Genomic DNA, 25,466 nt, shown 5'->3' with positions numbered 1-25,466 from the left:
ACCAATCGGTTCCTGTCCCAAAACTGTTCAATGCGAACGGGTTCCTGCGTTGCGCTTCCAGAATTGCTGGTTCCAGCGATAGTTTCATTGGGGCTATTTGAGCTGGTCGCCTCAGTCGCTGTCGTTGCGTTCCACTTCATTCCAATCATTTACCTGCTCCGGTTGACAACCACCGTAGCGCTTCACTCGCAGCTTGCCCAAAACGGTTTCGATCCCGACCATCACTTTCTGTTGTTGGATAAGGGCTGCGTGGCTCATCGTAACCGCCAGTGGATTGGATTGCACCGAACGGTTTTGTCAGCAGCCCTTGGAACGTAAATGCATTCGCCAAGTTCTTAGCCCAGGACAAGCTAAGGAACAYCACACATGCTGACCGCCGTTCGAGCCATGATTGGCCAAGCCCGCTTCACCACCGCCAAAAGCGAGCCTGAGGCGCAGAGCATGCGGCAGACGCCGATCTCCAGGGAAATCGAGACCTTGGCCGCGATCCGCCTGACCGATATGGCGGGCCTGGGGGCCTGGTCGCAGGACCGCTGATTGGTTTCGGCAGGCAACGGCACCGTAGCGCGCGGCTGATATTGGATCGTTGACGCACCTGACCCGTTGCGGACATACGGTCAAGCTGCGATCCTATCGTCATGGAAAAACCTGCCGCGCCATGGCCTTTGCTGCAACTCGCGATCGAGGCGAAATCGAGGGCCGATGAGGGGCAGCTGCGTATCCTCCTGTCGAGGCTGGCGGACGAGGATCCCTGCTTCGACGTCAAGTGGGACGAGGAATCGGGTCAGACGATCATCGCCGCCATGGGCGAAGTTGAACTCGACAGCATCATCGACCGCATCCGCCGCGAGTTCAATCTTGCGGTGAATGTCGGCGCCCCGCAAATTGCCTATCGCGAGACGATCACCCGCAGCCATCAACAGGACTACACCCACAAGAAGCTGTTGGCCGGCGCGGGTCAGTTCGCCCGCGTCAAGATCATGTTCGAGCCGAACGCGCACAATCCGGACTTGGTGTTCGCGTCGAGGATCGCCGGCGGTGTGATCCCGAACGACTATGTGGCGGGGGTCGAAAAGGGGCTGCGCAGCATCCAGTCGCAGGGGCCGTTTGCGGGCTTTCCGATGATCGGCGTCAAGGCGACGCTGGTGGACGGCGCCTGGCACGAGACCGACTCCTCGGCCCTGGCTTTCGAGGTTGCGGGCCGCGCCTGCTTTCGCAAAGCCGCGCCGCATCTCGGCGTGCAACTGCTCGAGCCGATCATGAGGGTCGAGGTGGTGACGCCGGCAGACTATGCCGGCGGCATCGTCAGCGAGTTGAAGGGCCGCCGTGGCCGGATCGGGGACCAGGAAGCTCGCGACAGCGCAGTCGTCATCAACGCGATGGTGCCGCTCGCCACAATGTTCAAACTGGAGTCGACACTCTGCTCGCGTTCGAACGGGCAGGCGCGCTTGAGCGTCAGCTACGCCGCATACGCTCCCGTTCCGACTGCTGTCGATCCTGACCCGCCGCCCGCTGCGGCCGCCTTCGCCTGACGTCCGCTCGTGGCCGCTGTGATCGCGCCGAAGGGTGCGGCCTTACGATGGGCCGTTGACCGCAAATTGCGCGGCGAAAGCCCTGGCATAAGCGGGCCGCGCTTCGCCGCGCGCCACATAGGCGGCCAGGTTTTGATATTCGTCGAGAATGCCCGACATTCTCAGGCGCAGCAGCACCGATACCATCAACAGATCGCCCGCGCTGAATGCACCATCGAGCCATTCTGCGGCGCCCAGATAGGCCGAGAGCTTGTCCAGCACTGCCCGAACACGGTCTTTCACCAGCGGCAGACGCTGCTGAGCCCAGGATCTGTCGGCTTCGAATATCCTGGCCGTCGTCAAATCGAGGACCGGCGGCTCGAYSGTGYTGAGCGCGGCAAACATCCAKGTGATSGCGCGSGCSCGGGCATCGCGCTCCCGAGGCAGCAGGCCCGCATGCTGCTCGGCAAGATGAAAGACGATCGAGCCGGTCTCGAACAGGCATAGAGATCCTTCCTCATAGGTGGGGATCTGGCCGAAGGGTTGGATGGCCAGATGGCCAGGCGCCTTCATCCCAGCGAAGGAAACAAAACGAACCTCATAGGGCTGCCCGACTTCTTCGAGCGCCCAGCGAACGCGCGTGTCGCGCGCCAGTCCCTTGCCGCCATCGGGCGAGCGTTCAAAGGCGGTGATGGTGGGGATCATGGGAGGCTCCGAAGGGTTGGTTTCCAGGTCTTGCGCTTGCACACAGAGGACGAACGACCGGGGCTGTTCCCGACAAGCTGCCTCGCTTTTTTAGCGCAGCAGGCCTTCCGCCTCGAACGTATCCCAGCCTTCCAACTTTGGCTGCGGAGCGTCATCCTTCCCGGCTTTCCTGGGACTGCGAGCTGTGCGCTCCCGCTTTCCCGCCCGCGTCAGCGCGGCCTTGCCGGCACCGCGCCGCCTGTTCTCGGTCACTTCCTGCGCATCCTCCTCCCGCCAGGTGCTCGCCAAATCACGATCGAGAATGTCCTCGATGTGGCGTGGATCGAAGACATGGAAGGTGACGGCCTTGGATCGCCCGCGCATCTTGACGGTGCGCGTGCCGACGCTCTTCAGACGCCCGTCCTTCAGCCATTTGTGACGCTCGCGGGCGGAGATGGTTAGAATGTCTTCTGCCTCACGCGGAAGCACTGGCAGTGTTTCGATCCCCTCGAGTGCCCTGGAGATGGTTGCAGAGGCTGCCTGGAACGCATCCGCGTCGGTTTTCAACATGCGCAAGACGATGCGGCCCGTCTCAGCCTTGGCAAACTTCCTCACCACCCATGGCAGGCGGGCTCGAACTTCACGTTCGATCCCTTTCAGGCGCATGGAGGAGCCAAGCGTTGCCGATGGCGGCAGCGGCCATTCGGCGACCACTGACGCTTTAGGGGTGTCGCGCTCGGATGTGCGATCAGGAGCGGTGGCAATTGCCGCGACGATGCCGCTCACGATCTTTCGCAGGGAACGCTTCTTGTCTGCCATGTTTCATGTTCGCTCATCAGCTGCCTTCGTGGAACGGCAGTTCGCACTGCAGACAACCGAAATCAGGCTCAAACAGTTCCTTTAGCACGCGCAGGCAGCTATTCGGGTTCGCCAAACCATCGCGCCGCCGCCTGGGCAGCGCCCTCAAGGTCAGGCTCGGCATCAGCAGCCCAGGCGACAAAGCCATCCGGGCGCACGAGCACAGCGCTCAGGCCCAGCCGCCCCCCGGCGTTGCAAGCGACATAGGTRATCCGCCCATTCCAGCGGCCGGCAAGCGCCTGAAGGGCAGGGCTGGTGTCGAAGTCCAGCAGCAGGCCTTGCCCGTTCCTCAAGTGTTCACCGAGCCTCGTCCCGTCGGCCAGTTCGAAATCGGGCGCGCTGCGGCCGACCAGTGGGTGGCTGCCGCCAAGATCGTAGCGCAGCGAAACGCCCCAGACGCGCTCGGCGAAATAGGTCGCGCCGTCGCGCGTGTCGATGAGATCGCGGATGATGGCTTCGAGCGCGCGCGAACTGCGGCTCGGCCGCATCAGCGCGACCTGGGCGCGCGACCAGTCGAGAACCTGCGCCCCCACCGGATGCCGTTCATCGAAATAGCTGTCGAGCAGGCCAGCCGGCGCGTCGCCGCGGATGGTGGCGGCAAGCTTCCAGCCGAGGTTCATCGCGTCGCCGAGCCCGAGATTGAGCCCCTGGCCGCCGAGCGGGGAATGGATGTGCGCGGCGTCGCCGGCAAGCAGCACCCGCTTGTTGCGGTAGGCGGTCGCCTGGTAGGCGCGATCGGTCCAGGTCGTGGCGAGGTGGAGAGCGGTCAAGGTGACGTCCGTGCCGGACACGCGGCGCAACACCGCCTGCACATGCTCAAGCGTGATCGGCTCCATCCGGTGGAAAGCGGCCCCATCGAACTCGACCATCGCGATCGTGCCTGGCCGTGAGTAGGTATACATGCCCGTCGGCGTATAGTGGCGGCCGAGGCTGAGTGTGTCCGGATCGATCATCTCGACTTCGACGGAATAGCCGGTGAACTCGGGATCGGTGCCGGTGAAGGCAAAGCCGCCGAGCTTGCGAACCGCGCTGCGGCCGCCATCGCAACCGACGAGCCAGCTTGCGTGAAAAGTTTTGCCACCGGCGCGGATGGTCACGCCTTCGTCCGACTGGGAGAAGCCGTCGACGGCGAGGCCACGCCTGATCTCGACGCCCATCGCGGTCGCGCGCGCGGCAAGCGCGGTTTCCAGATGCTCCATCTCGACCGCCATGCCGGGGTTCGCCGGGCTCGGCAGGCGATAGGGCCATTTCGAGCTGTCGACGGCGTCGAGGTGGAACTGGATGCCGGCGAAATGGCCGCCCGGGCGGCGCGGCTGCTGCATCCAGTGCGCGGCTGCCAATTTGCCGCCGCCCGAGCCATTCTGCGCGGGCGGCGCAATGTCGTCCAGCAGGCCGCGACTGTGGAAGGCCTCGATGGTGGGCACGTTGAGGCCGCGCATGCCGAAGGGCAGCCGCTTCAGCGGCGAGCTGGGGTTCTCGGCCTGCTCCAGCACCAGCACGCAGAGGCCTGCCAGACGCAGCTCGCAAGCGAGAAACAGGCCGACAGGACCGGCACCGGCAATGACGACATCATGGGGAATCGGGTTGTGCATGAACTGCTCCTTGGTCGATGTGTTCGACCGGAGCGTTCCTCGAGTTGAGAGCCACACGGACGAACGATTGGGCGCTCAACAGCGTCCGATGTTCGTCGTGGGGATCTCGTGCACGAAGCCAAAGACCAGAGCTCTCGTTACCGAGAGGAGTTGGGCTTACCGAACCAACTCTGCCTTTTCCGACAGCGGCTATATAGCGATGTGGCGATTGGTCTGCAACAGGCATGGCGGCGGCAAAGGGCAACGCCATCGACTAGGGGCCAACTAGCCTGCGGCCAGCCATTTGCGCGACTGGGCGAAGGCCTTGAAGGCCTTGGCCTCCATCGGGCGGCCAAAAAGGTAGCCCTGCAAGATATCGCAGCCAAGCTCCTTGAGGATACGCGCGTGCTCCATCGTCTCGACGCCCTCGGCGACCACTTCGATGCCGAGGGATTTGCCGATCTCGATGATCGACGCCACCAGGTGCCGTTGCGCCATTGAGCCGGTGATGGGCGTGATCAGYTGGCGGTCGATYTTSAGGCGMCGYGGCCGCAGCTTGAGCAGSSWGACGATCGAGGCATGGCCGGTGCCGAAATCGTCGATCTCGATGTCTATGCCGAGWTCCTTGATGTGGTCGATATTCCAGGTGACCAGATCGTCGTTCTCATCGAGGAAAATGGACTCCACCAGCTCGAACGACACGGTTCCCGCCTTGATGGCGAGCTTGCGCAGACCCTCGATCAGGTCCTTGTCCTCCAGCCGCCTGGCCGAGACGTTGACCGACACGCGCGGGATGTTGAGATGACTGCGCGACCAACGCTCGAAATTCTCCAGCGCGTGTTTGAGGACGATGCGGTCGATCAGCGCCACGACGTTGAGTTCTTCGGCCACCTTGAGGTAGGCGTCGGGGGCCAGGATGCCCCGTCGCGGATGCTTCCATCGCGACAACGCCTCGACGCCGACGATCTCAAGCGTGCTCGCGTCGAACTGCGGCTGATAGTAGGCGACGAATTCGTGCCGCTCCAGCCCGCCGAGAATCTCGTCGGCGATCTGCTTGGTCCGCACGATCTCRCTCTGAAGGTCTTCGTTGAAGAACTCGTAACGGTTGCGGCCACGGCTTTTCGCCCGATAGAGCGCGAGATCGGCGTTGACCAGCAACTGCTTCACGTCGACGCCGCTGTTGGCGGCGATGCCGATGCTGACCCCGAAACGGCAGGGATGTCCGCGATAATCGACAGGCTGGCGCATCTCCTCGATGATGCGGTCGGCAAGTGCCGAGAGCCCGTCGTCGTCAAGCCCACGGCTCACCACGACGAACTCGTCGCCGCCGATGCGCGCAACGAAATCGTCACGGCCCGCATTGGCCTTGATGACCCTGGAGGCATGCATCAGCATGGCATCGCCCGCGGCGTGGCCGAGCGTGTCGTTGATCTGCTTAAAGCGATCGAGGTCCAGGTGCAGCAGTGCCGTGCGCCGGTTCGGTTGGCCGTTTTCGGCCAGCATCTCATCCAGGTAGCGGCGATTGGGCAGGCCGGTCAGCGAATCGTGCAGCGCCGCATACTCGATATGCGCCTTGGCGAGATTAAGCTCGGCGTTCTTCGATTCCGTCAACTGGCGCTCGCGAATGAGGTTTTCGTTGAGCAGCACGTCGCTGGTCACGTCCCATTCGGCGCCGATCAGCTTGGGCGTGCCGCCGATGTCCTGGAAGTAGGTTGCCCGCGTGCGCACATGGCGGACGGTGCCGTCGGCGCGCAGGAGCCGGTATTGCGAGGAGTAGGGGCCTTTTCTGGCAGCGGCCGCATCAAAATCCTGTCTTGCCCGTCCGAGATCTTCTGGATGGATCGCCTGCGCCCAGTCATCATAGCCGCGCGGCTTGCCGTCGGCAGACCTGCCGTAGATCTCGTTGACGCGGTCATCCCACACCATTTCATTGGTGGTGAGGTCGTGTTCCCAAACGCCGATACCAGAGGCTTCAAGAGCCAGCTCCAGGCGTCCTGACAGGCGCCTCAACTCGGCGTAGTTCTTCTGCCTTTCGCCGAATAGCCGGCCGGCCACCATGATCGGCAGCACCACCAATGCGCCGGCGAGCAACATAAGCGACCGCAAGGTCCACTCGTTCTTCGGAGCCGCCGGCCAGCCGCCCTTGGGGATGGCCGAAATCTGCCAGGAGCCTGACGGCAGCTGCACATCGGCCGATACGGGATTTCCGGCGATGACATGGTCGCCGCCGAAAAAGCGTTCGCCGCCGCCGCCGAGCGCATCCTTGCCTGTGAGCGCGACATCGATGTCGAGATCCGGGTCGGTCAGCCCGCTCGCCGCGTAGAGGCGGTCGACATCGACCACCGCCGAGACGATGCCCCAGAAACGGTCGCCGCCGCCGGCAGTCGGCACAAAGACTGGAATGCGGCCGATGAAGCCGCGCCCGCCCTGGGCAAGGTCGACCGGGCCGGCAAATACCAGCACCCGCTGGTCGCGCGCCCGCAGCGCTGCCATGCGCTGCGCTTCGTTCTTGCGGTAATCGAGCCCGATCGCCTTCTCGTTGCCTTTCATCGGGTACATCAGCGAGATGACGAGGTCGGGCGCGCCGGCAATGTTGCGCAATTGCGATTTCTGCTCGAACAGATTGCCGGCAAGCGCGGCGAATCTCTGCTGGCCCATATAGGGCTCCGTCACGATGGTCGAGACGAGGCCCTGAACAAGCTGAAGATTGCCGTTTACATTGCCTTCGAGCTTGGCGCGAATGATGTTGACCTTGGCCAGCACGTCGGCGCGCGCCAGTTGATCAGAGACCATTCTGTTTTGCTGGTCGGCAACGACGGCGCAAACCATAAGCACGACAAAAGCGATCGCCGCCGGCAAGTTGGCGGAAGAAAAAACGGCCCGGCTCACGCGGCCAAGATTGAATCTTGTTGTGGTCAATTCGACCCGGATAGCTTTCCTGGACAATAGCTCATCGATCGAGCCTAGTAGGAAACGCTTAAATTTGCCCTTCCATGCTGGCAGGAAGTTTCAGCATTAGCCTATGCGGGGCATTTCAACTTGCCGGGCGGAGCAGTGCTTAAAACGGCCGGCGTCGCCGGCCCTTCTGGACGTGTCGGGGCCAGATACCCGACGAAACGCCTATGCGGGTGCTGGCTTTGCGAGCATTATTCGGGTGGCTTTGCATGAACTACTCCCTGGGCGATGTACGACCGGAGCGTTCCTCGAGTTGAGCGCCACACGGACGAACGATTGGGTGCTTAACAGCGTCCGATGTTCGTCGTGGGGAATTCGTGCACGAAGCCAAAGGCCAGAGCTTTCGCCTGCGAAAGGACTTCGTAGTGAAAGGAGTTGGGCTTACCAAACCAACTCTGCCTTTTCCGACAGCGGCTCTATAAGGTCGTGGCGATTGGTCTGCAGCAACAGGGTAAATCCATGGTTTTCTGGATAGCGAGCGTGGCTGGATTGGCGATCGCTTATCTCTTCGGCTCCGTGCCGACCGGCTATCTGGCGGGGAGACTGCTCACGGGCATCGATATCCGGGAGCATGGCTCCAGATCAACCGGCGCAACCAACGTGTTGCGAACGCTGGGAAAAGGGCCTGCCCTGGCGGTGCTGCTGGTCGATGTGTTGAAAGGTGTGGCGGCGATCGTCTTTATCCGCTGGCTCTACCCGTTGCCGTTCCTTACGCCCCCGGCAGGGCTTGACCTGCAAAGCTTTGTACCATGGGCCGTCTGCCTGGCCGGACTTGCTGTGTTGCTGGGGCACGGCCGTTCGGTCTGGTTGAATTTCACCGGCGGCAAATCCGCCGCGACGGGGCTCGGCGTGCTCCTGGCGCTGTCCTGGCCGATCGGTCTGGGCGCGGCAGCGGTTTTCTGCGCCGTGCTGGCACTTTTCAGGATTGTTTCCCTGAGCTCGATGCTGGCGGCATTGACCGCGATCGTTCTCGTCTGCGTCCTGGAGCAACCGCTGCCCTACCGGCTGCTGGTGATTGCCGGCGGCCTCTATGTGATCGCGCGCCATCGTGCCAACATCCGGCGACTGCTGGCCGGAACGGAGCCACGCCTGGGGCAAGGTAGCCCAGGATCGAAGACGGAACCGCAGATCTAGATCGCTGGCTCACACGAGCACACCCTCTTCTCGAGGCCGTCGATCTTATCTCCGACATCAGCGGCCGCTCCTGAGAAGCGCGGGGCCTGGTGGCTGTGCCAAACCATACGCATCGGTGATAACAGGTTCCAGCACAGGCCGAGGGCGGTTCCGGACACACAATGGCAAGGCGGTTTGCGTTTCTCCTGGTTCGCGACTTCACCTTGTCGCCGCTGTCGCTGTTCATCGACACGCTGCGGCTGGCGGGCGATGAGGGCGACCGCAGCCGCAGGATAGAATTCGACTGGGAGATCGTCGGCGAACGCGGCCTGCCGATCCGGGCAAGCTGCGGCGTCGAATTGCTGCCGACCAAAGGGATCGGCAATCCAGAGGATTTCGACAATGTCGTGGTGGTCGGTGGCCTGCTCGACACCAACCGTAGCCTGAGTTCCGACAAGGAGGCCTTCCTGTTGCGCGCTGCCGAGAAGGGCGTGCCGCTGACGGCGCTGTGTACGGGAAGTTTCGTGCTGGCGCGCTACGGCCTGCTCGACGGCTACGCCGCGGCCGTCAGCTGGTTCCACATCAAGGATTTTCGCAACCAGTTCCCCGATGTGAATGCCCATGCCGACAGCCTGTTTTCCGTCGACCGGGGCCGTTCGACCTGCGCCGGCGGCACGGGCGCCGCCGACCTCGCCGGCCATTTCGTGTCGCAGTTCATCGGCCAGAAGGCGGCGGAAAAGGCGGCAAAAATCCTGGTGCTCGACCGCATCAGAAGCAGCCGCGACGTGCAGCCCGTCGGCGACCTTTTTCCAGCGGCGTCGAGCCGCGCGGTGAAGCGCGCCTTGCTTTTGATGGAGAGCAACCTGCAGGAGACGCTGYCGGTCAGCGAGATCGCGAGCCGCCTGAACTGTTCGCGGCGCCAGCTCGAACGGCTTTTCGGCACAGAACTCGGCATCGGCCCGATGGCGGCCTACCTGGCGCTCAGGGTGCATCATGCGAAGTCGCTGCTCGAAGGCAGCGACCTGCAGATCGGCGACATCGCCTATCGCTGCGGCTTCACCAATGCCGGCCATTTCAGCCGCGTGTTCCGCCAGCAGACCGGCATCACGCCAACCCATCTCAGGCATCCCAACCGCATGCCTGCCGCCGCGGCGCAGCACTGAAGCCCGGCCGCGAAGCTCAGCCCTTCGAGATGCCGCGCGCGATCAGCCGGGCCAGACGCTGCGAAAACGCCCTGGCGTCCGCCGGCTTGTCGCCGTCGAGCACGCGCGCCTCGTCGTAGAGGAGGTGGGCGGCGTCGTCCTTGAAGGCCTGGTCCTCTTCGCCGAGGCCGGCGAGCGCCAGCACGCGTTCGTGGCGCGGGTTGATTTCGAGGATCGGCTTGGCCGCCTTGTCGAGGCGGCCGGCGGCGTTCATCAGCCGCTCGAACTGCCGGTCGGGGCCGTGTTCGGGGGCGACCAGGCAGACAGCGCTTTCGGTCAGGCGGTCGGACGCCTTCACGTCCGAGACGGCATCGCCAAGCGCGGATTTGACGAAGGCCAGGAAGCTGTCGACTTCCGGTGTCGCCAGTGTGTCCGGCGTCTTTGCATCATCGAGCAGCGGAATGTCGGACAGCTCGGCCCCGCCCTGCGTCACCGATTTGAACGGCTTGCCGTCGAAGTCCGGCGCCATCGTCACCCAGAAGCTGTCGACCGGGTCGGTGAGCAGCAGCACCTCGATGCCGCGCGCCCTAAAACCTTCGAGCTGAGGCGAGGCTTCGAGCCTGGCGCGGTCGTCGCCGGCGATGAAGAAGATCGCCTTCTGGCCTTCCTTCATCGCCGCGACATAGTCGGCAAGGCCGCGCCAGCCTTCGCCTGATGTGGTCGAGTGGAAGCGGGCGAGTTTCAGCAATTGTTCGCGCCGCTCATGGTCCTCGTAGAGCCCTTCCTTGAGCACGACGCCGAAATTCTCCCAGATTTTCGCGTAGGCCTCGGTGTCGTTCTCGGCCAGCTTGACGAGATCGCCGAGCACGCGGTTGGTCAGGCCCTTGCGGATGGAGGCGAGCAGCGGGCTTTCCTGGATCATTTCGCGCGAGACGTTGAGCGGCAGGTCGGCGGAATCGACCAGGCCGCGCACGAAGCGCAGATAACGCGGCAGAAGGTCGGCCTCGTCGGTGATGAAGACCCGGCGCACATAGAGCTTCATGCGGCCCTTGCGGTCCTGGTCGAACAGATCGAACGGGCGCGATCCCGGCACGAAGGCGAGCACGGAGTATTCCTGCCGGCCCTCGGCGCGGAAATGGATGGTGGCGGCGGGCTCGTCATACTGGCCCGACAGGCCGCGGTAGAAGTCGGTGTATTCCTCAGGCTTGATCTCGCTCTTCGGGCGGACCCAGAGTGCCGTGCCGTCGGCGATGTCGCGCGCCTCGGCGCCGGGTTTTTCGATGAGCGTGATCGGCACCGGCACATGGCCCGATTGCGACTTGGCCAGTTGCTCGAGCTGGTAGGATCCGGTGTAGGAGACGGCGTCGTCCATGAGATGCAGCACGACGCGAGTGCCGCGCTTGGGAGCGGCTTCGAGCGGAGCGGGCGCGATCTCGTAAGAACCCTTGCCGTCGGATGACCAGCGCCAGGCCTCCTCGCTTCCCGCCTGCCGGCTGATGACGTCGACGCGATCGGCGACCATGAAGGCGGAATAGAAACCGACGCCGAACTGACCGATGAGCTGCGTGTCTTCTGTGCCTGCGCCGACGCGCTCGATGAAGGCGCGCGTGCCCGAGCGAGCGATGGTGCCCAGTGCCTCGGCCATGTCGTCGCGGCTCATGCCGATACCGTTGTCCTCGACGGTAATCTCCTTGTTGTCCGCGTCAGCCGAAATCGAGATGCGCGGCTTGGGGTCGTCGCCCAGCAATTCGGGACGGCTGACGGCCTCGAAGCGTAGCTTTTCGCAGGCGTCGGCGGCGTTGGAAATCAGTTCGCGCAGGAAGACGTCCTTGTCGGAATAGACCGAGTGCACCATCATGTGCAGCAGCCGCGAGACGTCAGCCTCGAACGCCCTGGTTTCCGTCGCTTTTGTGTCGGTCGTCATTCCAATTTTCCCACGCTGTTCATCCGCCTGCCGCGCCGGGGCGCGTGCAGGACTTCCTTTCAACCATTTTCAATTGCGCTGGCAACTCCGATTTGCCGATCTCCCCCCTCGTGGGGGTTGAGGAGCGGTCCGCGCAGCGGACGGGAAGCCAATTGCTTGGCTTTCCGAGCGACGAAAGCCGGCAGGGCAGAGAGGGCGCTGTCCTGCCGGCATCTCAAGACTTGGGTTCCTCGCCCCCGCAAAGCGGGGGAGAGGTGGCCGCGAAGCGGTGGGAGAGGGGGCAGCGCTGACGGTTGGAAGCTTGCTTCTGAAAGCTACGCATTGCTGTGCCTAATTCTCGGCCGGCTCTGGCTTTGCGGAGGGCGTCCCCCGCTCCGTCTCGGCTTCGCCGAGCCACCTCTCCCCCACTTTCGTGGGGGCGAGGAACCCAAGCTGGATTGGCCTTACTTCCCCGCCATGTGATCCGCCAGCGCCTGCGCCTGCGCCTGCAGCGCCGGGAAGGCCGCATCCGCCGGCAGGCTCTTGCCCAGGCAGGCGCGGAAGTCGTTGTCGCCTTTTGTCCAGGCGGCATTGGCGGCGTCGGATGTGTTTTCGTCGCTGTCGTCGGTCGCCTGCTTGGCCAGTTTCTGGGCGGCGGCGTCGGCGGCGGTCCACACCGCGTCGCAGGCTGCGATCTTGGGGATGGGCGGGGTCGCGGGCGCTTCGGCGATCAGCACGCTGTTGCCCTTGACGACCGTGACGACGACCTCCTGGTCGTAGTTAGGCCCGACATCCTGTGCCCAGCCGCCGAGCCGGGCGATCGCCATGTCGGCGCCGTCAGGTGTCTTCAGCGCAAAGTCGAGCGTGCCGGTGAAGGCGGCGTCGCTGCCGATGGCCTGGGTGTAGAAGGCRTCGAGCTTCAGCGCCGCGTCGAAGCTGGTGGGCAGTTTGAGATCGGCGTCCGTCTCGGCGGCGCGTGACTGCAGCCAGCGCTCGACCAGCCCGCGCGTCGAGGCCACGATGCTTGGGCCATCCTCGGTGCCATGGCGCAGCCCGTCCAGCATGCCGAAGCCGACATCGGAGGAGCTGAGGCTTTCGAGGTTGATCGTGCCGGTTGCCGGAAAATCCTTGACCGTGAACGGGCCGAGCAGGGCGTTGAGACGCGTTTCGAGATCGGCGCGGGCCTTTTCATTGGCCGCATCGAGCGTTTCCACCGGGGTGTTCGCGCTGTCCATCGCCGCGATGGCCGCGATCGCCTTGTCACGCGCGGCGATATAATCGTCCTCGGGCGTGGCGGCGAAAGCCGCGCTGCTCGCAAGTGCAAACATGACCGTCCAGACCAACCGCATGACAGAACCTTTCTTCGTGGCGATCAACAGGCAAGGCAGCCATCGGGCAGCTTTGCGGCGATTGCGCGGCAGGAAACGTCGAGACGAAACATCTTGATCGGGGAGGGATGGCAAGCGCCGGCATTAACCATCAGTTAACTATCCGTTCGCCTTTGAATCAAATTTGGCGGATATTGTTCTTGGCCAAACGAGGCTGCCAAACCAGGCTGCTTGGGGGAGCCGGAGAAGACAGTAATTTTTAGACTGGCGCGAGGCTTTCGGGAGCGCGCGGCAGCTTGAATTTTAAAAAAGAAGCGACGGACCACCGTCGCCTTGCGGGGAGGCGTCAGCATCATTTTGATGAGGATCGCCAGAATGAAAATCGAAGATGCGATTACTGCTGTAACAGCCGAGGCCAGCGCTCTGTTGTCGTGCCTCGGGCAACCCGTCGTCGCCTACCACGTCACGGCAATCATGCGAGAGGCAGACCTCGAACACGCCCGGCAGATGCAGCTTGCCTTGATGCGGCGAAGCATCGAGGCGCTGGTCGATGATGGCCTTGAGGATGCGGCCGCGGAGCATTGTGCCTCGCAGTTCCATGGCCGTCTCGGCTCGGCCTGGAGGCTGCTGCATGCAACGGACRGGGTGGCGCACTGACCTCCGCCAATCCGTCTCCTAACGACGAGACATCGTTCTCAGCCGGCGCTCAGGATGGTGCGCCGACAGCCTTCTGGCAGTGGGCATGTGTGGCTTTGTCAGTCGACGTCTCTACGCAAAAAAGCCCGCCGGAAGCCGGCGGGCCATTGCCTCACAATGCGTGAGACGGTCAGAAACTGGTCGTCAGTCTCAGGAACGCTCCGTGATAGACACGGGTCGTATCGGCCCCGCCGCCTGGTTTCGTGAAATCGATTCCAGGCAGGGCGTCGAAATACGCGTCCGCTCGGTATCCCACCGCCACCTTGGTGGTTTCCGTGAAGTTGTATGTCAACGCCAATGACGCATCGAGATTGAACACGCCCTTTTTGTCGGACTGGGTGATCGTCTCACCGTCTTCGAGCGCAAATGTCCGGTCGCGCTTGAGAGCGAACAGGTACGCGGCGCCCGCGCCATAGTCGACGCCCCACTGGCCCGATATCGGCATGCTGCCTTCGACCGCGATACGTGGGCCGAGGCCCTGGAAGCGGCTCTTCAGAGATGCGTTGTCGGTAGAAGTCAGCGATCCCAAGCCGGAATCGGTGTAAGCAACGCCTGGACCGCTTATCTTCTCGCTCAGGTCGGCGTAGCGCAGCCCAAGCTTGACCTGAGCCTGTCCGGATCCGATGCCGAGGTCGCGGCCCACCGCGAAATCGGCAACGAAATGCGACGAGCGCACATGGACGGTTCCTGCACGGGCGCCTGTGGCGTCAATCGAGCCGTTCGAGCCGTTTGTACCGTCTCCCGGCGGCCGCGCAAAGGTGACGCTCTCCGTCGCGTCGTGATTCTTGTTGCGCTTGTTCCAGCCGTAGCGGAAGGCTGCGCTGACATGCCAGGCTTCGTTGATGCGATAGTCGAGACCCGCCGCAACTTCACCGCCTGCTCCCGCGAAGGGAGAGAAGAAGTCAGGGAGAGGCGTGTTCGGATACAGACGGTCGCCGTTCGCCCAGTTCACGCCGCCTTCGATGAAGACCGTCAGCGGCAACGAAGCCGCAACCGGAAGCGAGGTATCGGCGAGATCGGCAGCGCGCGCCGCCGGCGCCAAGGCCGCCAACGCTATGGACGAGACGCCCAGAAGCAGTAATCTTTTCAGATGCATGTTAAATCCCAAAGCCCAATTCATTCCGCAACGTCACATGCAGCGGGACCGGCTAAGGTTTCAACTCACGCGTATGTTACTACATTAGAATTCTAACAACTGTTGCAAAAATGCCGGAGACGCTATCAGCGATGGCAAGGCGGTAAGGAGGCCAGTYTGTCCCATCAATCCGGAATAGTTTGGCTGGCGTCATACCCGAAGTCCGGCAACACCTGGACGAGGCATTTCCTTCACAGCCTGCTGAGGGTTCTTCATGGCGAGGCTGGTGCGCAGTCGATCAACAATATGGGGCGCTTCTCCAGTGGCGAGGCCGGGAGATGGCGCTATTCCGTCTTGGCCGGGCGAGAAATAACCAAAGAAGACGTAGAGCTTATCCCGACGCTGCGTCCCAAAGTGCAGGTCAAGCTCGCTGACGAGGCGGGTGGCGTCGCCTTTATCAAGACGCACAATGCCTTGCTGATGGACGAGGGACAGCCAGTCATTAGTCCCGCCGCGACGGCGGGCGCCGTTTACATCGTCAGGAACCCGCTCGATGTGGTCATCTCATTGTCGCACCATCGCGGCAGGCCCATTGATGAGACAATCGATTTCATGGCCTGTGAAGGCATGCGCACGACGATCAGCGAAAAGCAGGTGTATGAAATCTGGGGCTCCTGGAGCGAGCATGTGCACAGCTGGACCCGGTCGCAGCATCCGGCAATCTACGTCATGCGATATGAAGACATGCTTGCCGATCAAGCCAAGACCTTCGCCGGACTTGCCAGTCATCTCAAGATGAATCCATCTGCCGCCGAACTCGACAGCGCGCTCGACATGTCGTCATTCGAGAGACTGCAGGCTGAGGAAAAGGAGGGCGGTTTTCGGGAGCGGCCCGAAGCGGCCACGGCGAGCTTCTTCCGCGCAGGCAAAACCGATCAATGGCGCGAGGTTCTGACGCCGAGCCAGGTAGACCAGATCGTATCCAAGCACCATGCTCAAATGGAAAGGTTCGGTTATTTGCCGGGCTGACTGCACGGCATGAAGCTTCTGCCTACCTGATCGACGCCATGAGGCATCCCCAGCGAAGGTCAGTTGGAATTGATGAAGTCCAAGGGGAACCGGCTGTGACCGGCTCGTTCGGACAACGCTTCAATCACGCCTTCTGCCTGGCCAACCGCTCCAGCGCATCYACGATCAGRTCRCAGAAYTTCGSATGGTCGAGCTTCATCGCCACGGTGTGGCGGAAGTCGGTCTGYTCGCTCGCCGTGCCGCCGAAATGGTGCATGCCGCCCATTTTCTCGAAATTGCAGACGGTCATGCCCTTGGTCCACCGGCCGGCTAGCTCGACGCGGATGTCGRCCTTCTCGGTGGTGAAGACGGTTGGGTCGATCATCGCCGCGACGCAGCAGGCGTCATGGATGGCGGGATATTCGATCTGCAGCAGGCCGCCATGCGTGGTGGCTATGAACTCCCAGATATCGAGGATGAACTTGGCCATCGGGCCGCCGATGGCGCGCACCCTGTCCTGCAGGTCCGGGGTGGCCAGCGCCTGGTGGGTGAGGTCGAGCCCCACCATGGTGACGTCCCAATTGGCGCGGAACACCACGTCGGCGGCCTCCGGGTCGCCATAGACGTTGAATTCCGCCCCCGGCGTGATGTTGCCGCGCGTATAGGCGCCGCCCATCGCGACCACCCGCTTCACCCGGCTGATGATGCGCGGATCCTTGCGCACGGCGAGCGCGATGTTGGTGTAGGGGCCGACCGGCACCAGCGTCACCGTCTTCGGCTCATGCGCCATSACSGTGTCGATGATGAAGTCGACGGCATGYCGCTTGTCGAGGTCGAACGAGGCGGGCGGCAGCACGGGGCCGTCCAGTCCGGTCTCGCCGTGGATCTCGACGGCCAGCACCTGGTCGATGAKGAGCGGSCCKGGAGAGCCYTTCGCCACCGGCACCTTGATGCCATAGGCGGTGCAKACSGAGAGCGCATTGCGCGTGGTGTTCTCGACATTGTGGTTGCCCGAAACCGTGGTGATGCCGAGGAGATCGATCTTYGGATTGCCYGCCGCCAGCAGGATGGCGATGGCGTCATCATGCCCAGGGTCGCAGTCGAGAATGATCTTTTCCATGGTGGGCACCTCCCTTATCGGCCGAGACTGTGAGGCTTCCCGGCACAAAAAGCCCGCCAAAAGCCGGCGGGCGCTGGTATCACATTGCATGAGACGGTCAGAAGCTGATCGTCAGGCTCAGGAACGTTCCGTGACAGTCACACGGGCGTCTGTGGAAGAGCGTGCGCCCTGGACGGATGCTACGCAACGGATTTTCGGTGTGCCAGGCGATAGCGCGCTGCCTTGGCACGATTGCCGCAACCATCCATCGAGCACCAGCGCCGCGGTTTCGAGCGACTGTCATTTATGAAGAAGCCGCCGCAATGGTCGGCCTCACATTGCCGGATGTCATTTGCCGGCGGAAACAGCACCAACATGGCAGCAGCGGCCGCGGACCGGCGTAGCGGCAGGTAAATAGCCTCATTCGCGGAATCGGATGCGAGCTTCAAAATGTCGCCAAAGCCGGCAGTGCCGCCCGCCCGTGTTATCGCTTCCTGGATGCGGTGCAAGGCCAGTGCCTTCGGCGCCATTCCATGGTTCAGATTTCGTGCCGAAACAGCGAGCCACGATTTGAGGGCTTCGCGCAGCTTCAGCACCTCGAGATGCACCTTGCCGGCTGCGCTGCCATGATGTCGCGCCATGCGCTTCAGCGCACGCCCCTCGTCGTCAGACAGCAACTGGGCCGGAGCGCAAAAGGCCAACATATCTTGATAGGTCGGAATGAAATCGACCTCGCTCCCGTCACGCCAGTGCAAAGTGTTCGCAAGGTCAAGTGCCGGCGCGCCGCCCAACATGCGCATGCGGCCGAGCGGCGAGAGGTAGGTGCGGATAAATTCAGTTGATTCCATCCATCCAATATGTAACCGTTTATACGGTTACTCAAGAGGGCTGGGAGGCGTCCATGAAGGCCATCTCGTTGACGCTCGTGGCGTGGTTCGCATTCTCGAGCCTGGCGCAGGCGGATGACGATGTGCTCTATCGTTCAAGCGTGATTGTCACTGGAGATCGTGAGGAAACACGCATCCCCGCCGTTACACAGGGCTTCGAACTGGCGGCGCAAAAGCTGACGGGAAATCCTGATATTGCGCAAAATCCGGTCTTCGCTTCGTTGGCGATCAAGGCCACTGCCATGGTTTGGTCGTATACCTATCATGATCGCATGTTCGGCATTCCCATCCACGACGAACAAGGCACACACGACCGCCCCTTTGACCTCACGTTCCAGTTTGACCGAAAGCGGATGGACGATGCGATGGCGGCGCTGGGTGAGACGCCTTGGCTGGGCCCGCGCCCGAAGCTGGCAATCGTCCTCGTAGTCACCGATATGGCGCGGAGCTATATGCTCGCGGCGGACGGCGCCCACGGTTCCGACATGCGCGCGAGCTTTGAGGATGCCTCGGCACGGTTCTCGATGCCTGTGATATTCGCGAAAGAAGCCGATCTGGCGGCGGCAGCGGTTACGCTCGGGAGCATTGATGCAATTCCGGCGGATAAGTTGATGACGCTGAAATCCAGATTGGGCGCCGATGCGATCTTGGTCGGTCGGCTTGATTGGGAAACCGACGAGCCGGGCTGGCATGCCATTTGGCGGCTACCCCTCATCGCGAAAGATGCAAGCTGGGAGATCGCCGGCGTAAACTTCGATGCCGCCTTCCGCGATGCCGTGGGAGGAGCCGCCAAGCGGCTGCGACCAACTCATTAGAAGCTGCTTCGAAGTTCGGTTCTGGGCCGCGGAAGGGGAGGTGACATGGTGGATTCCGATCGGATCGACAGGCTGATCGCAGCGGTGCCGTCCGCCCTGGCGCTTCGAGCCGGGCTGGACCTTGGCGTCTTCACCCGGCTCGGTGGCGGTGCCGCGACTGCCGACAGCCTTGGGGCCGCGCTCRAAGTCGAGCCCGATCGTCTGTCGCGGCTGCTCTACGCGCTCGCCAGCATCGGTCTCCTCGAAGTTAGGGATGGTCAATTTCGCAACGGAGCCGAGGCGTCCGCCTTCCTCGATGCGTCGAAGCCCGACTATCGCGGCGGCGATCATGCGCTCCTGCGCGAGCTCTGGGGAGCCGACCTCTTGACCGCGGACTCGTTGCGACAGAACCGGCCGGCCGCGCTGCACGACTTTTCCGAAGCAGGGCCTGAGTCCGCGGCRGCCTTCAGCCGCATGCTSGCACCRGGCGGGGTGATYTTCGGCCGAMATCTSGCCCGCGAGTTGGACCTCTCGGCRATTCGTTCGGTGATCGAYATCGGCGGSGGCGCCGGSACCATTCTSGTCGGACTKCGCGAGCGGTGGCCRCAKATYGCGGCGACGCTGATGGARCTSCCAACGGTCGCAGCSGTCGCGCCGGCTATCCTGGCAGAATACGGCGCCAACGACGTGGTTGTCGAAGAGGGCGACATCACTGTCGCGCCATCGATCGGTCGGCACGATCTGGCGATCCTGAAGGCCGTCGTCCAGGTCCTGCCGCCGGACCAGGCGCGCAGTTCGATCCTGAACGCGGCGCGTTGCCTCAACCCTGGAGGCGAGATCGCAATTGCCGGGTGGGGTGTCGTCGATGACGACCGCCTCGGCCCGCCTGAGGGTGTCTTTCTGAACCTCACCTTCCTGAACCTCTATCGCCACGGCGAATCCTACACGGAAGGTCAGTATCGCGCGTGGATGACCGAGGCGGGATTGCGCGATATCTCCAGGTCGCGCCTGACGGACGGCACTACCTTGTTTCGTGGGCGCCTCGGCTGAAGATCGCGGTCTAATTGCTGGTAGGCCCGCTTCACCCCTTCCGCTTCTCCACCTCCGCCTTCCTCAGCAGGAACCGCTGGATCTTGCCGCTCGGCGTCTTCGGCAGTTCGGCGACGAAGTCGATCTCACGCGGATAGGCGTGGGCCGAGAGCCGCTTGCGGACATGCTGGGCCAGCTCCTCGGCCAGTTCCGGACTGCCCTGGTAAGCGGGCGCCAAGATGACGAAGGCCTTGACGATCTCGGTGCGCTGCGGATCGGGCACGCCGACCACCGCCGCYTCGTTGACCGCSGGATGYTCGATCAGCGCGCTTTCGACGTCGAASGGSCCGATSCGGTAGCCGGMCGARGTGATGACATCGTCGGCGCGGCCGATGAAGGAGACCGAGCCGTCCGGCTCGTATTCCACGGTGTCGCCGGTGCGGTAATAGCCGCCCRCAATCGCCGGCGTCTGCTCCTGGTGGTAGCCGTCGAACCAGCGCAGCGGCGAGTTGGCGATGTCGACGGCGAGGATGCCGGGCTGGTTGGGGCCGAGTTCGCGGCCTTCGTCGTCCAGCACCACCATGCGGTAGCCCGGCATACTGAAGCCAGCGGACCCCGCGCGCACGGTATGCGCAAGGCCATGGTGGTTGTTGACCATCATGCCATTCTCGGTCTGGCCGTAATGGTCGTGGATCGGCGCATCAAGGTGGGCGTCGAACCAGCGGATCACTTCCGGGTTGAGCGGCTCGCCGGCGCTGCTGACGACACGCAGCCGGCCCTTGATGCGGGCGGCGGCGTCGGGTCCTTCAGCAAGGAGGAGACGGAAGGCGGTCGGCGAACCGGCAAGGCTGGTGACGCCGAGCCGCTCGATGACCTGATAGGTGCTCCTGGCGGTGAAGGCGCCCTCGTTGAAGGTGGTTGCAATGCCGAGCAGCAAAGGGCCTGTGATGGCGTAGTAGAGGCCGTAGGCCCAGCCGGGATCGGCGATGTTCCAGAAGATGTCGTCGGGGCGCAGCCCGATGGCATCGCGCATATAGGCGCCGAAGGCGAGCAACGCGCTGAGCGGCACCGGCACGCCCTTGGGCAGGCCCGTTGTTCCCGAAGTCGACATCATCATGAACAGGTCGTCGCCCTTGCGCATGACGGGTTCGCAATCCGGCGAGGCGGTGGCAAGGGCGGCGCGGAAATCGATATCGCCTGCGAGCAGGGGGTCACCGTGACCAAGGATGGTGGCGATCGGCGGGCAGGTCTCCATCTCGTCGAGCTTGCCGCGATTGGCCGGATTGGTCACCACCAGCTTTGCCCCGCTGTAGCCCAAGCGATGCTCGATCGCCTTCGGACCGAAGGCGGTGAACAGCGGCTGGTAGACGGCGCCGATGCGCCATGTGCCRAGGATGAGCGCCACCAGTTCCGGGATACGCGGCAGCATGCCGGCGACGACATCGCCGGGGCCGACGCCAACATCTCTGAGCAGGCTGGCAACACGGCCGGACATGTCCGCGAGTTGGTCGAAGCTGAACTCGCGCAGTTCGCCGCCGGCGGAGATCGTGCGCAGCGCCAGCCGGTTCTGGCCTGAATAGCGGCCGCAGCATTCGACATAGGCATTGATGCCGGTCGCCGGGTCGCCGTGAAGCCGTGCGATTTCGCCTTCGATGCGAAAGGCCGCAACGGCGTCGTCGTAGCGCGGCAAGCCGGCTTGTTTGCTGGTCATGTCAGTCCTCCCTGGCGGCGCTCCATCTCCCCATGGCGCGCCATCATCTGTCAGATTGCCTGAAATCGTGGCGATGGTCGATTGCGGCGAAAGTCGCGAGGTGAGCCAGCATTGGCCGCGCCGGCGCCAGGCTGTACTATTTGCGGGGTGAATGCACGGAGGGGAGGCGCGAGCATGTGGCTTGATCGGAATCTCTGCACATTGAGGATCTGGGCCGTCATCGCCGTGATGGCGCTGTGGCCCCATGCGGCGTCGGCCGACCCCGTCACGCCGGAGCGCATCGCTGCTGCGGTGCCGAAGCTGGAAGCGCTGGCGCAAGCCGCCGTCGCCGGCGGTGGCGTGCCCGGTCTCGCCATCGCGGTCGTTCATGATGACCAAGTGATCTTCTTGAAAGGCTTCGGCCATCGCGAGGCCGGCAAGCCGGAAGCGGTCGACGCAGACACGGTGTTCCAGCTCGCCTCGCTTTCCAAGCCGGTCTCCGCCACCGTGGTGGCGGCGCTGGTCGGCGACGGGATCGTGTCCTGGGATTCGAAGATCGCCGATCTCGATCCGGCCTTCCGGCTGGCCGATCCCTATCCGACCAGCCAACTCACCGTCCGTGACCTGTTTTCGCACCGCAGCGGGCTTCCGGGCACCGCCGGCGACGACCTGGAGGACATTGGCTATGACCGCGCCGAGATCCTGCATCGCCTGCGCTTCGTGCCGCCATCGTCGAGCTTTCGCGCCGGCTACTCCTACAGCAATTTCGGGCTGACCGAGGGCGCCATTGCCGCCGCCATGCCGACGGGCAAGTCCTGGGAGGATGTCGCCGAGGAGAAGCTCTATCGTCCGCTTGGCATGGCCTCGACCAGTTCCCGTCATTCGGACTTCGTCAAGCACGCCGATCATGCCGCGCTGCATGTCAAGGTCGATGGCGCCTGGGCCGCGAAGATCAAGCGTGATCCGGATGCGCAGGCGCCCGCGGGCGGCGTCAGTTCCACCGCGCGCGATCTCTCGCAATGGGTGCGCCTCATCATCGGCAATGGGGTCTATGCAGGCAAGACGCTGATTGCCGCCGATGCTCTCGACCAGATGCATGTGCCGCTGATGACGCGGGGCAAGAACCCTGTCTCGGCCGGTGCATCATTCTACGGCCTCGGCTGGAATGTCGAATTCGGCCGCCATGGCCTGAGCTGGGGCCATGCGGGTGCCTTCAGCGTCGGCGCGCGTACGCTGGTGACGGTCTTCCCGGAGGAGAAGCTTGGCATCGTCATCCTCGCCAACGCTTTCCCGACAGGTGTGCCGGAGGGGCTGTCCGACAGTTTTGCCGATCTCGTTTTCGAGGGTTCGGTCGAGAAGGACTGGATCAAGGCGTGGGACGGCATCTACAACGGCATGTTCGGTCCGGTGGTCGAGGCGGCCAAGGCCACCTATGCCACGCCGCCGTCTCCGGCAAGGCCGGCCGCGCCGGCCAGTGCCTATGCCGGCCGCTACACCAACGACTTCATCGGCGATGCTGTCGTGGCGAGCGCGGGAGCCAGCCTTGTGCTCAAGGTCGGCCCGGCCGGCGCCCGGTCCTACTCACTGACGCATTTCGACGGTGACCTGTTCCTGACCTTCCCCGATGCCGAGACGCCGGACAGGCCGACCGGCGTGAGCTTCGTCGTCGGCCCCGACGGCAAGGCGTCGGCGATGACCATAGACTTCCTCGACGACAATCATCTCGGCACGCTGCGGCGGGTGGGCGACTAGGTGCTGACAGGGGCGGGAGTTGCCGTTCGGCTCAACTGTTAGAACGAGCACATTGCGCCAGAAGTAGCTCTTCGGACGTGCGTTTCTCAACGACCGGGACGGGGCCGAGAGCAGACGGTCCGGTTTCGGGATGATGGGGATGGGAAGCAGACTCTTTTGCGTCCAAACGTGCCTTGGGAATGCCTTGGGTCACCAAAATTGGCGCAGGGCTCCATTGAAGGAATACGACCGGTCAGTGACCGCCTGCCAGACTGAAAACGACCGTGCCGTCATCTTTGCGAACTTCCACGGCCACGATACCATCGACCTCCTTGCGAATGGGAAAGGTCGCGAGCGCTTGGTCGCGAGCAGCTTTCTCGGCGTCGAAGGGAATCTGTTCAACAATACCTTGCCTACCGTACCAAATCAGCGTGTAGGCCATTGTTAGCACTCCTTTTCCAGGCGCATGCATCGCCAAAGCAGCCTCTATAAGCTTTGCTCCCTGCAGCCAGCCGGCTAGCGGCTTTGCATAGCCGCAAGTCGACAACGGCCAAGTGATCTTCTTGCCTGCCATTGTCGTTCGCTAACCCTGGTCACTGGACGCGTCACTTCCGGATCATCAAGGGCAGTAGCGCCGCAACGGCATGAGTGTGTCTGTTAAGCGCGCTTATCATCGCCGTAGCATGCGCGGCCAGGCCACTTTCCGGAGACCATTTTTGACAACAGGATGGTACGGCCCTGCACGCCGCGCGTCGATGGGCATCTGAACAATTCGCTTTTGCTATCCGGATCACTCGCCCGCAAAAGCAGGGTGGTCTTGGTTCAAATTCTGAGTTGGAGMAACGAGGCGGCAGACCAGCCCGCCGGGTGCATAGTCGATCTCGACGCGCGCCCCGAAATCTGCCGATAGAACGCGATTGATGAGGCGAGTCCCAAAGCCCTTCTTCATCGGTGCCGTGACCAATGGGCCGTCTGCCTCTTTCCACTCGAAGTGAAACATGACCGCATCTCCCTCACGCTCCTCCCGCCAGGAAACGTGAACCGTGCCCCGGGTGCTGGAAAGCGCCCCATACTTGGCAGCGTTCGTCGCCAACTCATGGGTGGCAAGGGCGAGCGACAACGCCTGCTTCGAGCCCAAGGTGATGTCTGGGCCGGATATGATGAACCTCCCTTGCCCGGTCCGGTGCGCTTCAAGTGCGTCGTGGACAACATTCCTTACTGACGCCGTAGCCCAGGTGTCGGCCGTCAGAGTGTCGTGGGCCTTTCCGAAGGCGGCCAAACGCCCGTGGAAGGTCGCAAGCGCAGATGCGGAAGGAGTTCCACGAAGGGTCTGCCCGGCGATTGCGCTGACCATTGCCAGGGTGTTTTTAACTCGGTGCTTCAATTCCTGATTCATCAGTCGTAGATGCTCTTCGGCCTGGACGTGGTCAGTCACGTCGATCCCCTCGCAGAAGATTCCCGTGCTCTCCCCGGTTCTCAGGATGATCGGCTGATAGACAAAGTCGACCACTCTTGTCTTGGCAAGCGCTTCGGCGTCTCCAACAAAGATGACTGGTACCCGTCTGCCGACATGAGCGACGCCTGTTCGATAGACCTCATCAAGCAATTCGAAAAAGCCTTGGCCCTCCATCTCCGGGATCACTTCGCGCACAGTTTTCCCGACGAATGTTCGATCCCCCACCAGGCGCTTGTAGGCAGCGTTGGCGATTTCGAAGATATGGTTCGGACCCTGGAGCACCGCTATGAAACCGGGCGCTTGCTCAAAGAGTTGCTCAAGGTAGCGAGTGTGATCTTCCAACGCCTCCTTTGCCAGATGCCTCTCAGTAACGTCATTGCAGATGACCAGGACCCCACCGACCTCGCCATCGACATCAATCGGCCCGTAACTATACGTCCACCAGACATCCTCGCGCTTGCCGTGGCGGGTCACCGGGACCAAGGCGTCCTCGTCCCAAGTCGATCCTTTTCCGGCCACAACGAATTCTATTTGAGGACCGATAATGTGCCAGATTTCCGCCCAACAATCCTTGCCACGGTCTCCCAGGGCACTAGGATGCCGTTCAGGTCCTAGTGTCGCACGGTAGGCATCATTGTAGAATTGGATGAGATCGGGCCCCCACCAGATGAACATGGGGTGACGCGACTGGAGCATCAGCTTGACGGTGGTACGCAAGCTTTGAGGCCAACCTTGAGGTGGCCCGAGGTCCGTCTTGTTCCAGTCGTAAGCTCGGGTGAGCGAGCCCATCTCGCCGCCACCTGACAGGAAATTGGTATTCGACGGTGGATCACCTATCGGCGCAGTGTCTAGAAGGTCGTTCAACACGCATCCTCCCTTGCAGGCGAAAGCGCGAAGCATCTTCCAACCATCAGCTTGCCGTGGCGATGCTGAGGG

General features: G+C 62.9%; 22 protein-coding genes. 8 read left to right on the top strand and 14 right to left on the bottom strand.

What is annotated here, in order from left to right; translation table 11 throughout:
• Positions 1-111: 111 nt before the first annotated feature.
• Positions 112-258, bottom strand: coding sequence for a hypothetical protein (locus AC1DX0_RS05410; protein ID WP_477224484.1), 147 nt, complete (start codon positions 256-258; stop codon positions 112-114).
• Positions 259-366: 108 nt separating this feature from the next.
• Here AC1DX0_RS05410 and AC1DX0_RS05405 point away from each other — a divergent pair, with 108 nt between their 5' ends.
• Positions 367-537: a hypothetical protein gene (locus AC1DX0_RS05405; protein WP_477224483.1), complete on the top strand. Its 171-nt coding sequence runs from the start codon at positions 367-369 to the stop codon at positions 535-537.
• 101 nt (positions 538-638) lie between these two features.
• Entirely contained in the window at positions 639-1,532 is an 894-nt protein-coding gene (locus tag AC1DX0_RS05400; protein ID WP_477224482.1) for a translation factor GTPase family protein, read from the top strand.
• 42 nt (positions 1,533-1,574) lie between these two features.
• Here the strand turns inward: AC1DX0_RS05400 and AC1DX0_RS05395 are convergent, their stop codons facing one another.
• From AC1DX0_RS05395 to AC1DX0_RS05380, 4 genes are all read right to left on the bottom strand, one after another.
• The gene (locus AC1DX0_RS05395; protein WP_477354530.1) at positions 1,575-2,216 is read right to left on the bottom strand and encodes a glutathione S-transferase family protein; all 642 of its coding nucleotides are present in this window, start codon (positions 2,214-2,216) and stop codon (positions 1,575-1,577) included.
• 90 nt (positions 2,217-2,306) lie between these two features.
• Positions 2,307-3,014: a hypothetical protein gene (locus AC1DX0_RS05390; protein ID WP_477224480.1), complete on the bottom strand. Its 708-nt coding sequence runs from the start codon at positions 3,012-3,014 to the stop codon at positions 2,307-2,309.
• A gap of 98 nt (positions 3,015-3,112) precedes the next feature.
• Positions 3,113-4,645 carry an FAD-dependent monooxygenase gene (locus AC1DX0_RS05385; protein ID WP_477224479.1) on the bottom strand — a complete coding sequence of 511 codons (1,533 nt, stop codon included), beginning with the start codon at positions 4,643-4,645 and terminating at the stop codon, positions 3,113-3,115.
• Positions 4,646-4,909: 264 nt separating this feature from the next.
• On the bottom strand, positions 4,910-7,453 hold the full coding sequence (locus AC1DX0_RS05380; protein WP_477354533.1) for a bifunctional diguanylate cyclase/phosphodiesterase: 2,544 nt from the start codon (positions 7,451-7,453) through the stop codon (positions 4,910-4,912).
• A gap of 585 nt (positions 7,454-8,038) precedes the next feature.
• On the opposite strand from AC1DX0_RS05380, the gene plsY reads away from it, so the two are divergent.
• Positions 8,039-8,713 carry a glycerol-3-phosphate 1-O-acyltransferase PlsY gene (gene plsY, locus AC1DX0_RS05375; RefSeq protein ID WP_477224504.1) on the top strand — a complete coding sequence of 225 codons (675 nt, stop codon included), beginning with the start codon at positions 8,039-8,041 and terminating at the stop codon, positions 8,711-8,713.
• A gap of 161 nt (positions 8,714-8,874) precedes the next feature.
• On the top strand, positions 8,875-9,855 hold the full coding sequence (locus AC1DX0_RS05370; RefSeq protein WP_477354527.1) for a GlxA family transcriptional regulator: 981 nt from the start codon (positions 8,875-8,877) through the stop codon (positions 9,853-9,855).
• A 16-nt stretch (positions 9,856-9,871) separates the two neighbouring features.
• Here the strand turns inward: AC1DX0_RS05370 and htpG are convergent, their stop codons facing one another.
• The 4 genes from htpG to AC1DX0_RS05350 all read right to left on the bottom strand — a co-directional run bounded on the left by htpG (position 9,872) and on the right by AC1DX0_RS05350 (position 14,857).
• Entirely contained in the window at positions 9,872-11,758 is a 1,887-nt protein-coding gene (gene htpG, locus AC1DX0_RS05365; RefSeq protein ID WP_477224477.1) for a molecular chaperone HtpG, read from the bottom strand.
• 443 nt (positions 11,759-12,201) lie between these two features.
• Complete coding sequence (locus tag AC1DX0_RS05360) at positions 12,202-13,065, bottom strand: hypothetical protein (protein WP_477354524.1); 864 nt, start codon at positions 13,063-13,065, stop codon at positions 12,202-12,204.
• 303 nt (positions 13,066-13,368) lie between these two features.
• Positions 13,369-13,665 (bottom strand): hypothetical protein, encoded by a 297-nt coding sequence (locus AC1DX0_RS05355; protein WP_477354521.1) that lies wholly within the window; start codon positions 13,663-13,665, stop codon positions 13,369-13,371.
• A 226-nt stretch (positions 13,666-13,891) separates the two neighbouring features.
• On the bottom strand, positions 13,892-14,857 hold the full coding sequence (locus AC1DX0_RS05350) for an Lpg1974 family pore-forming outer membrane protein (RefSeq protein WP_477224474.1): 966 nt from the start codon (positions 14,855-14,857) through the stop codon (positions 13,892-13,894).
• 102 nt (positions 14,858-14,959) lie between these two features.
• On the opposite strand from AC1DX0_RS05350, the gene AC1DX0_RS05345 reads away from it, so the two are divergent.
• Entirely contained in the window at positions 14,960-15,865 is a 906-nt protein-coding gene (locus tag AC1DX0_RS05345; protein ID WP_477354518.1) for a sulfotransferase domain-containing protein, read from the top strand.
• A gap of 124 nt (positions 15,866-15,989) precedes the next feature.
• On the opposite strand, the gene AC1DX0_RS05340 is transcribed toward AC1DX0_RS05345, so the two are convergent.
• A complete protein-coding gene (locus tag AC1DX0_RS05340; protein ID WP_477354515.1) occupies positions 15,990-16,964 on the bottom strand; it encodes a nucleoside hydrolase in 975 nt (324 codons plus the stop codon).
• A 179-nt stretch (positions 16,965-17,143) separates the two neighbouring features.
• Positions 17,144-17,743 (bottom strand): CGNR zinc finger domain-containing protein, encoded by a 600-nt coding sequence (locus tag AC1DX0_RS05335; protein WP_477224471.1) that lies wholly within the window; start codon positions 17,741-17,743, stop codon positions 17,144-17,146.
• 101 nt (positions 17,744-17,844) lie between these two features.
• Between AC1DX0_RS05335 and AC1DX0_RS05330 the strand changes: the two genes are divergently transcribed.
• Complete coding sequence (locus AC1DX0_RS05330; RefSeq protein ID WP_477224470.1) at positions 17,845-18,645, top strand: DUF2066 domain-containing protein; 801 nt, start codon at positions 17,845-17,847, stop codon at positions 18,643-18,645.
• Positions 18,646-18,690: 45 nt separating this feature from the next.
• Positions 18,691-19,674: a methyltransferase gene (locus AC1DX0_RS05325; protein WP_477354512.1), complete on the top strand. Its 984-nt coding sequence runs from the start codon at positions 18,691-18,693 to the stop codon at positions 19,672-19,674.
• A 31-nt stretch (positions 19,675-19,705) separates the two neighbouring features.
• On the opposite strand, the gene AC1DX0_RS05320 is transcribed toward AC1DX0_RS05325, so the two are convergent.
• Positions 19,706-21,364, bottom strand: a complete 1,659-nt coding sequence (locus AC1DX0_RS05320) for an acyl-CoA synthetase (RefSeq protein WP_477354509.1) — start codon at positions 21,362-21,364, stop codon at positions 19,706-19,708.
• A 174-nt stretch (positions 21,365-21,538) separates the two neighbouring features.
• Between AC1DX0_RS05320 and AC1DX0_RS05315 the strand changes: the two genes are divergently transcribed.
• Positions 21,539-23,095: a serine hydrolase gene (locus AC1DX0_RS05315; RefSeq protein WP_477224467.1), complete on the top strand. Its 1,557-nt coding sequence runs from the start codon at positions 21,539-21,541 to the stop codon at positions 23,093-23,095.
• A 232-nt stretch (positions 23,096-23,327) separates the two neighbouring features.
• On the opposite strand, the gene AC1DX0_RS05310 is transcribed toward AC1DX0_RS05315, so the two are convergent.
• Together AC1DX0_RS05310 and AC1DX0_RS05305 are read right to left on the bottom strand one after the other, a co-directional pair.
• The gene (locus tag AC1DX0_RS05310; protein WP_477224466.1) at positions 23,328-23,648 is read right to left on the bottom strand and encodes a hypothetical protein; all 321 of its coding nucleotides are present in this window, start codon (positions 23,646-23,648) and stop codon (positions 23,328-23,330) included.
• Between the two features lie 216 nt (positions 23,649-23,864).
• Positions 23,865-25,394 carry a sensor histidine kinase gene (locus tag AC1DX0_RS05305; RefSeq protein ID WP_477354506.1) on the bottom strand — a complete coding sequence of 510 codons (1,530 nt, stop codon included), beginning with the start codon at positions 25,392-25,394 and terminating at the stop codon, positions 23,865-23,867.
• Between the last annotated feature and the right edge of the window lie 72 nt (positions 25,395-25,466).

It is taken from the genome of Mesorhizobium sp. P3_A9, from assembly GCF_056402975.1.
The sequence above is the reverse complement of the archived record's forward strand: the minus strand, read 5'-3'. Positions and strand labels throughout refer to the sequence as shown.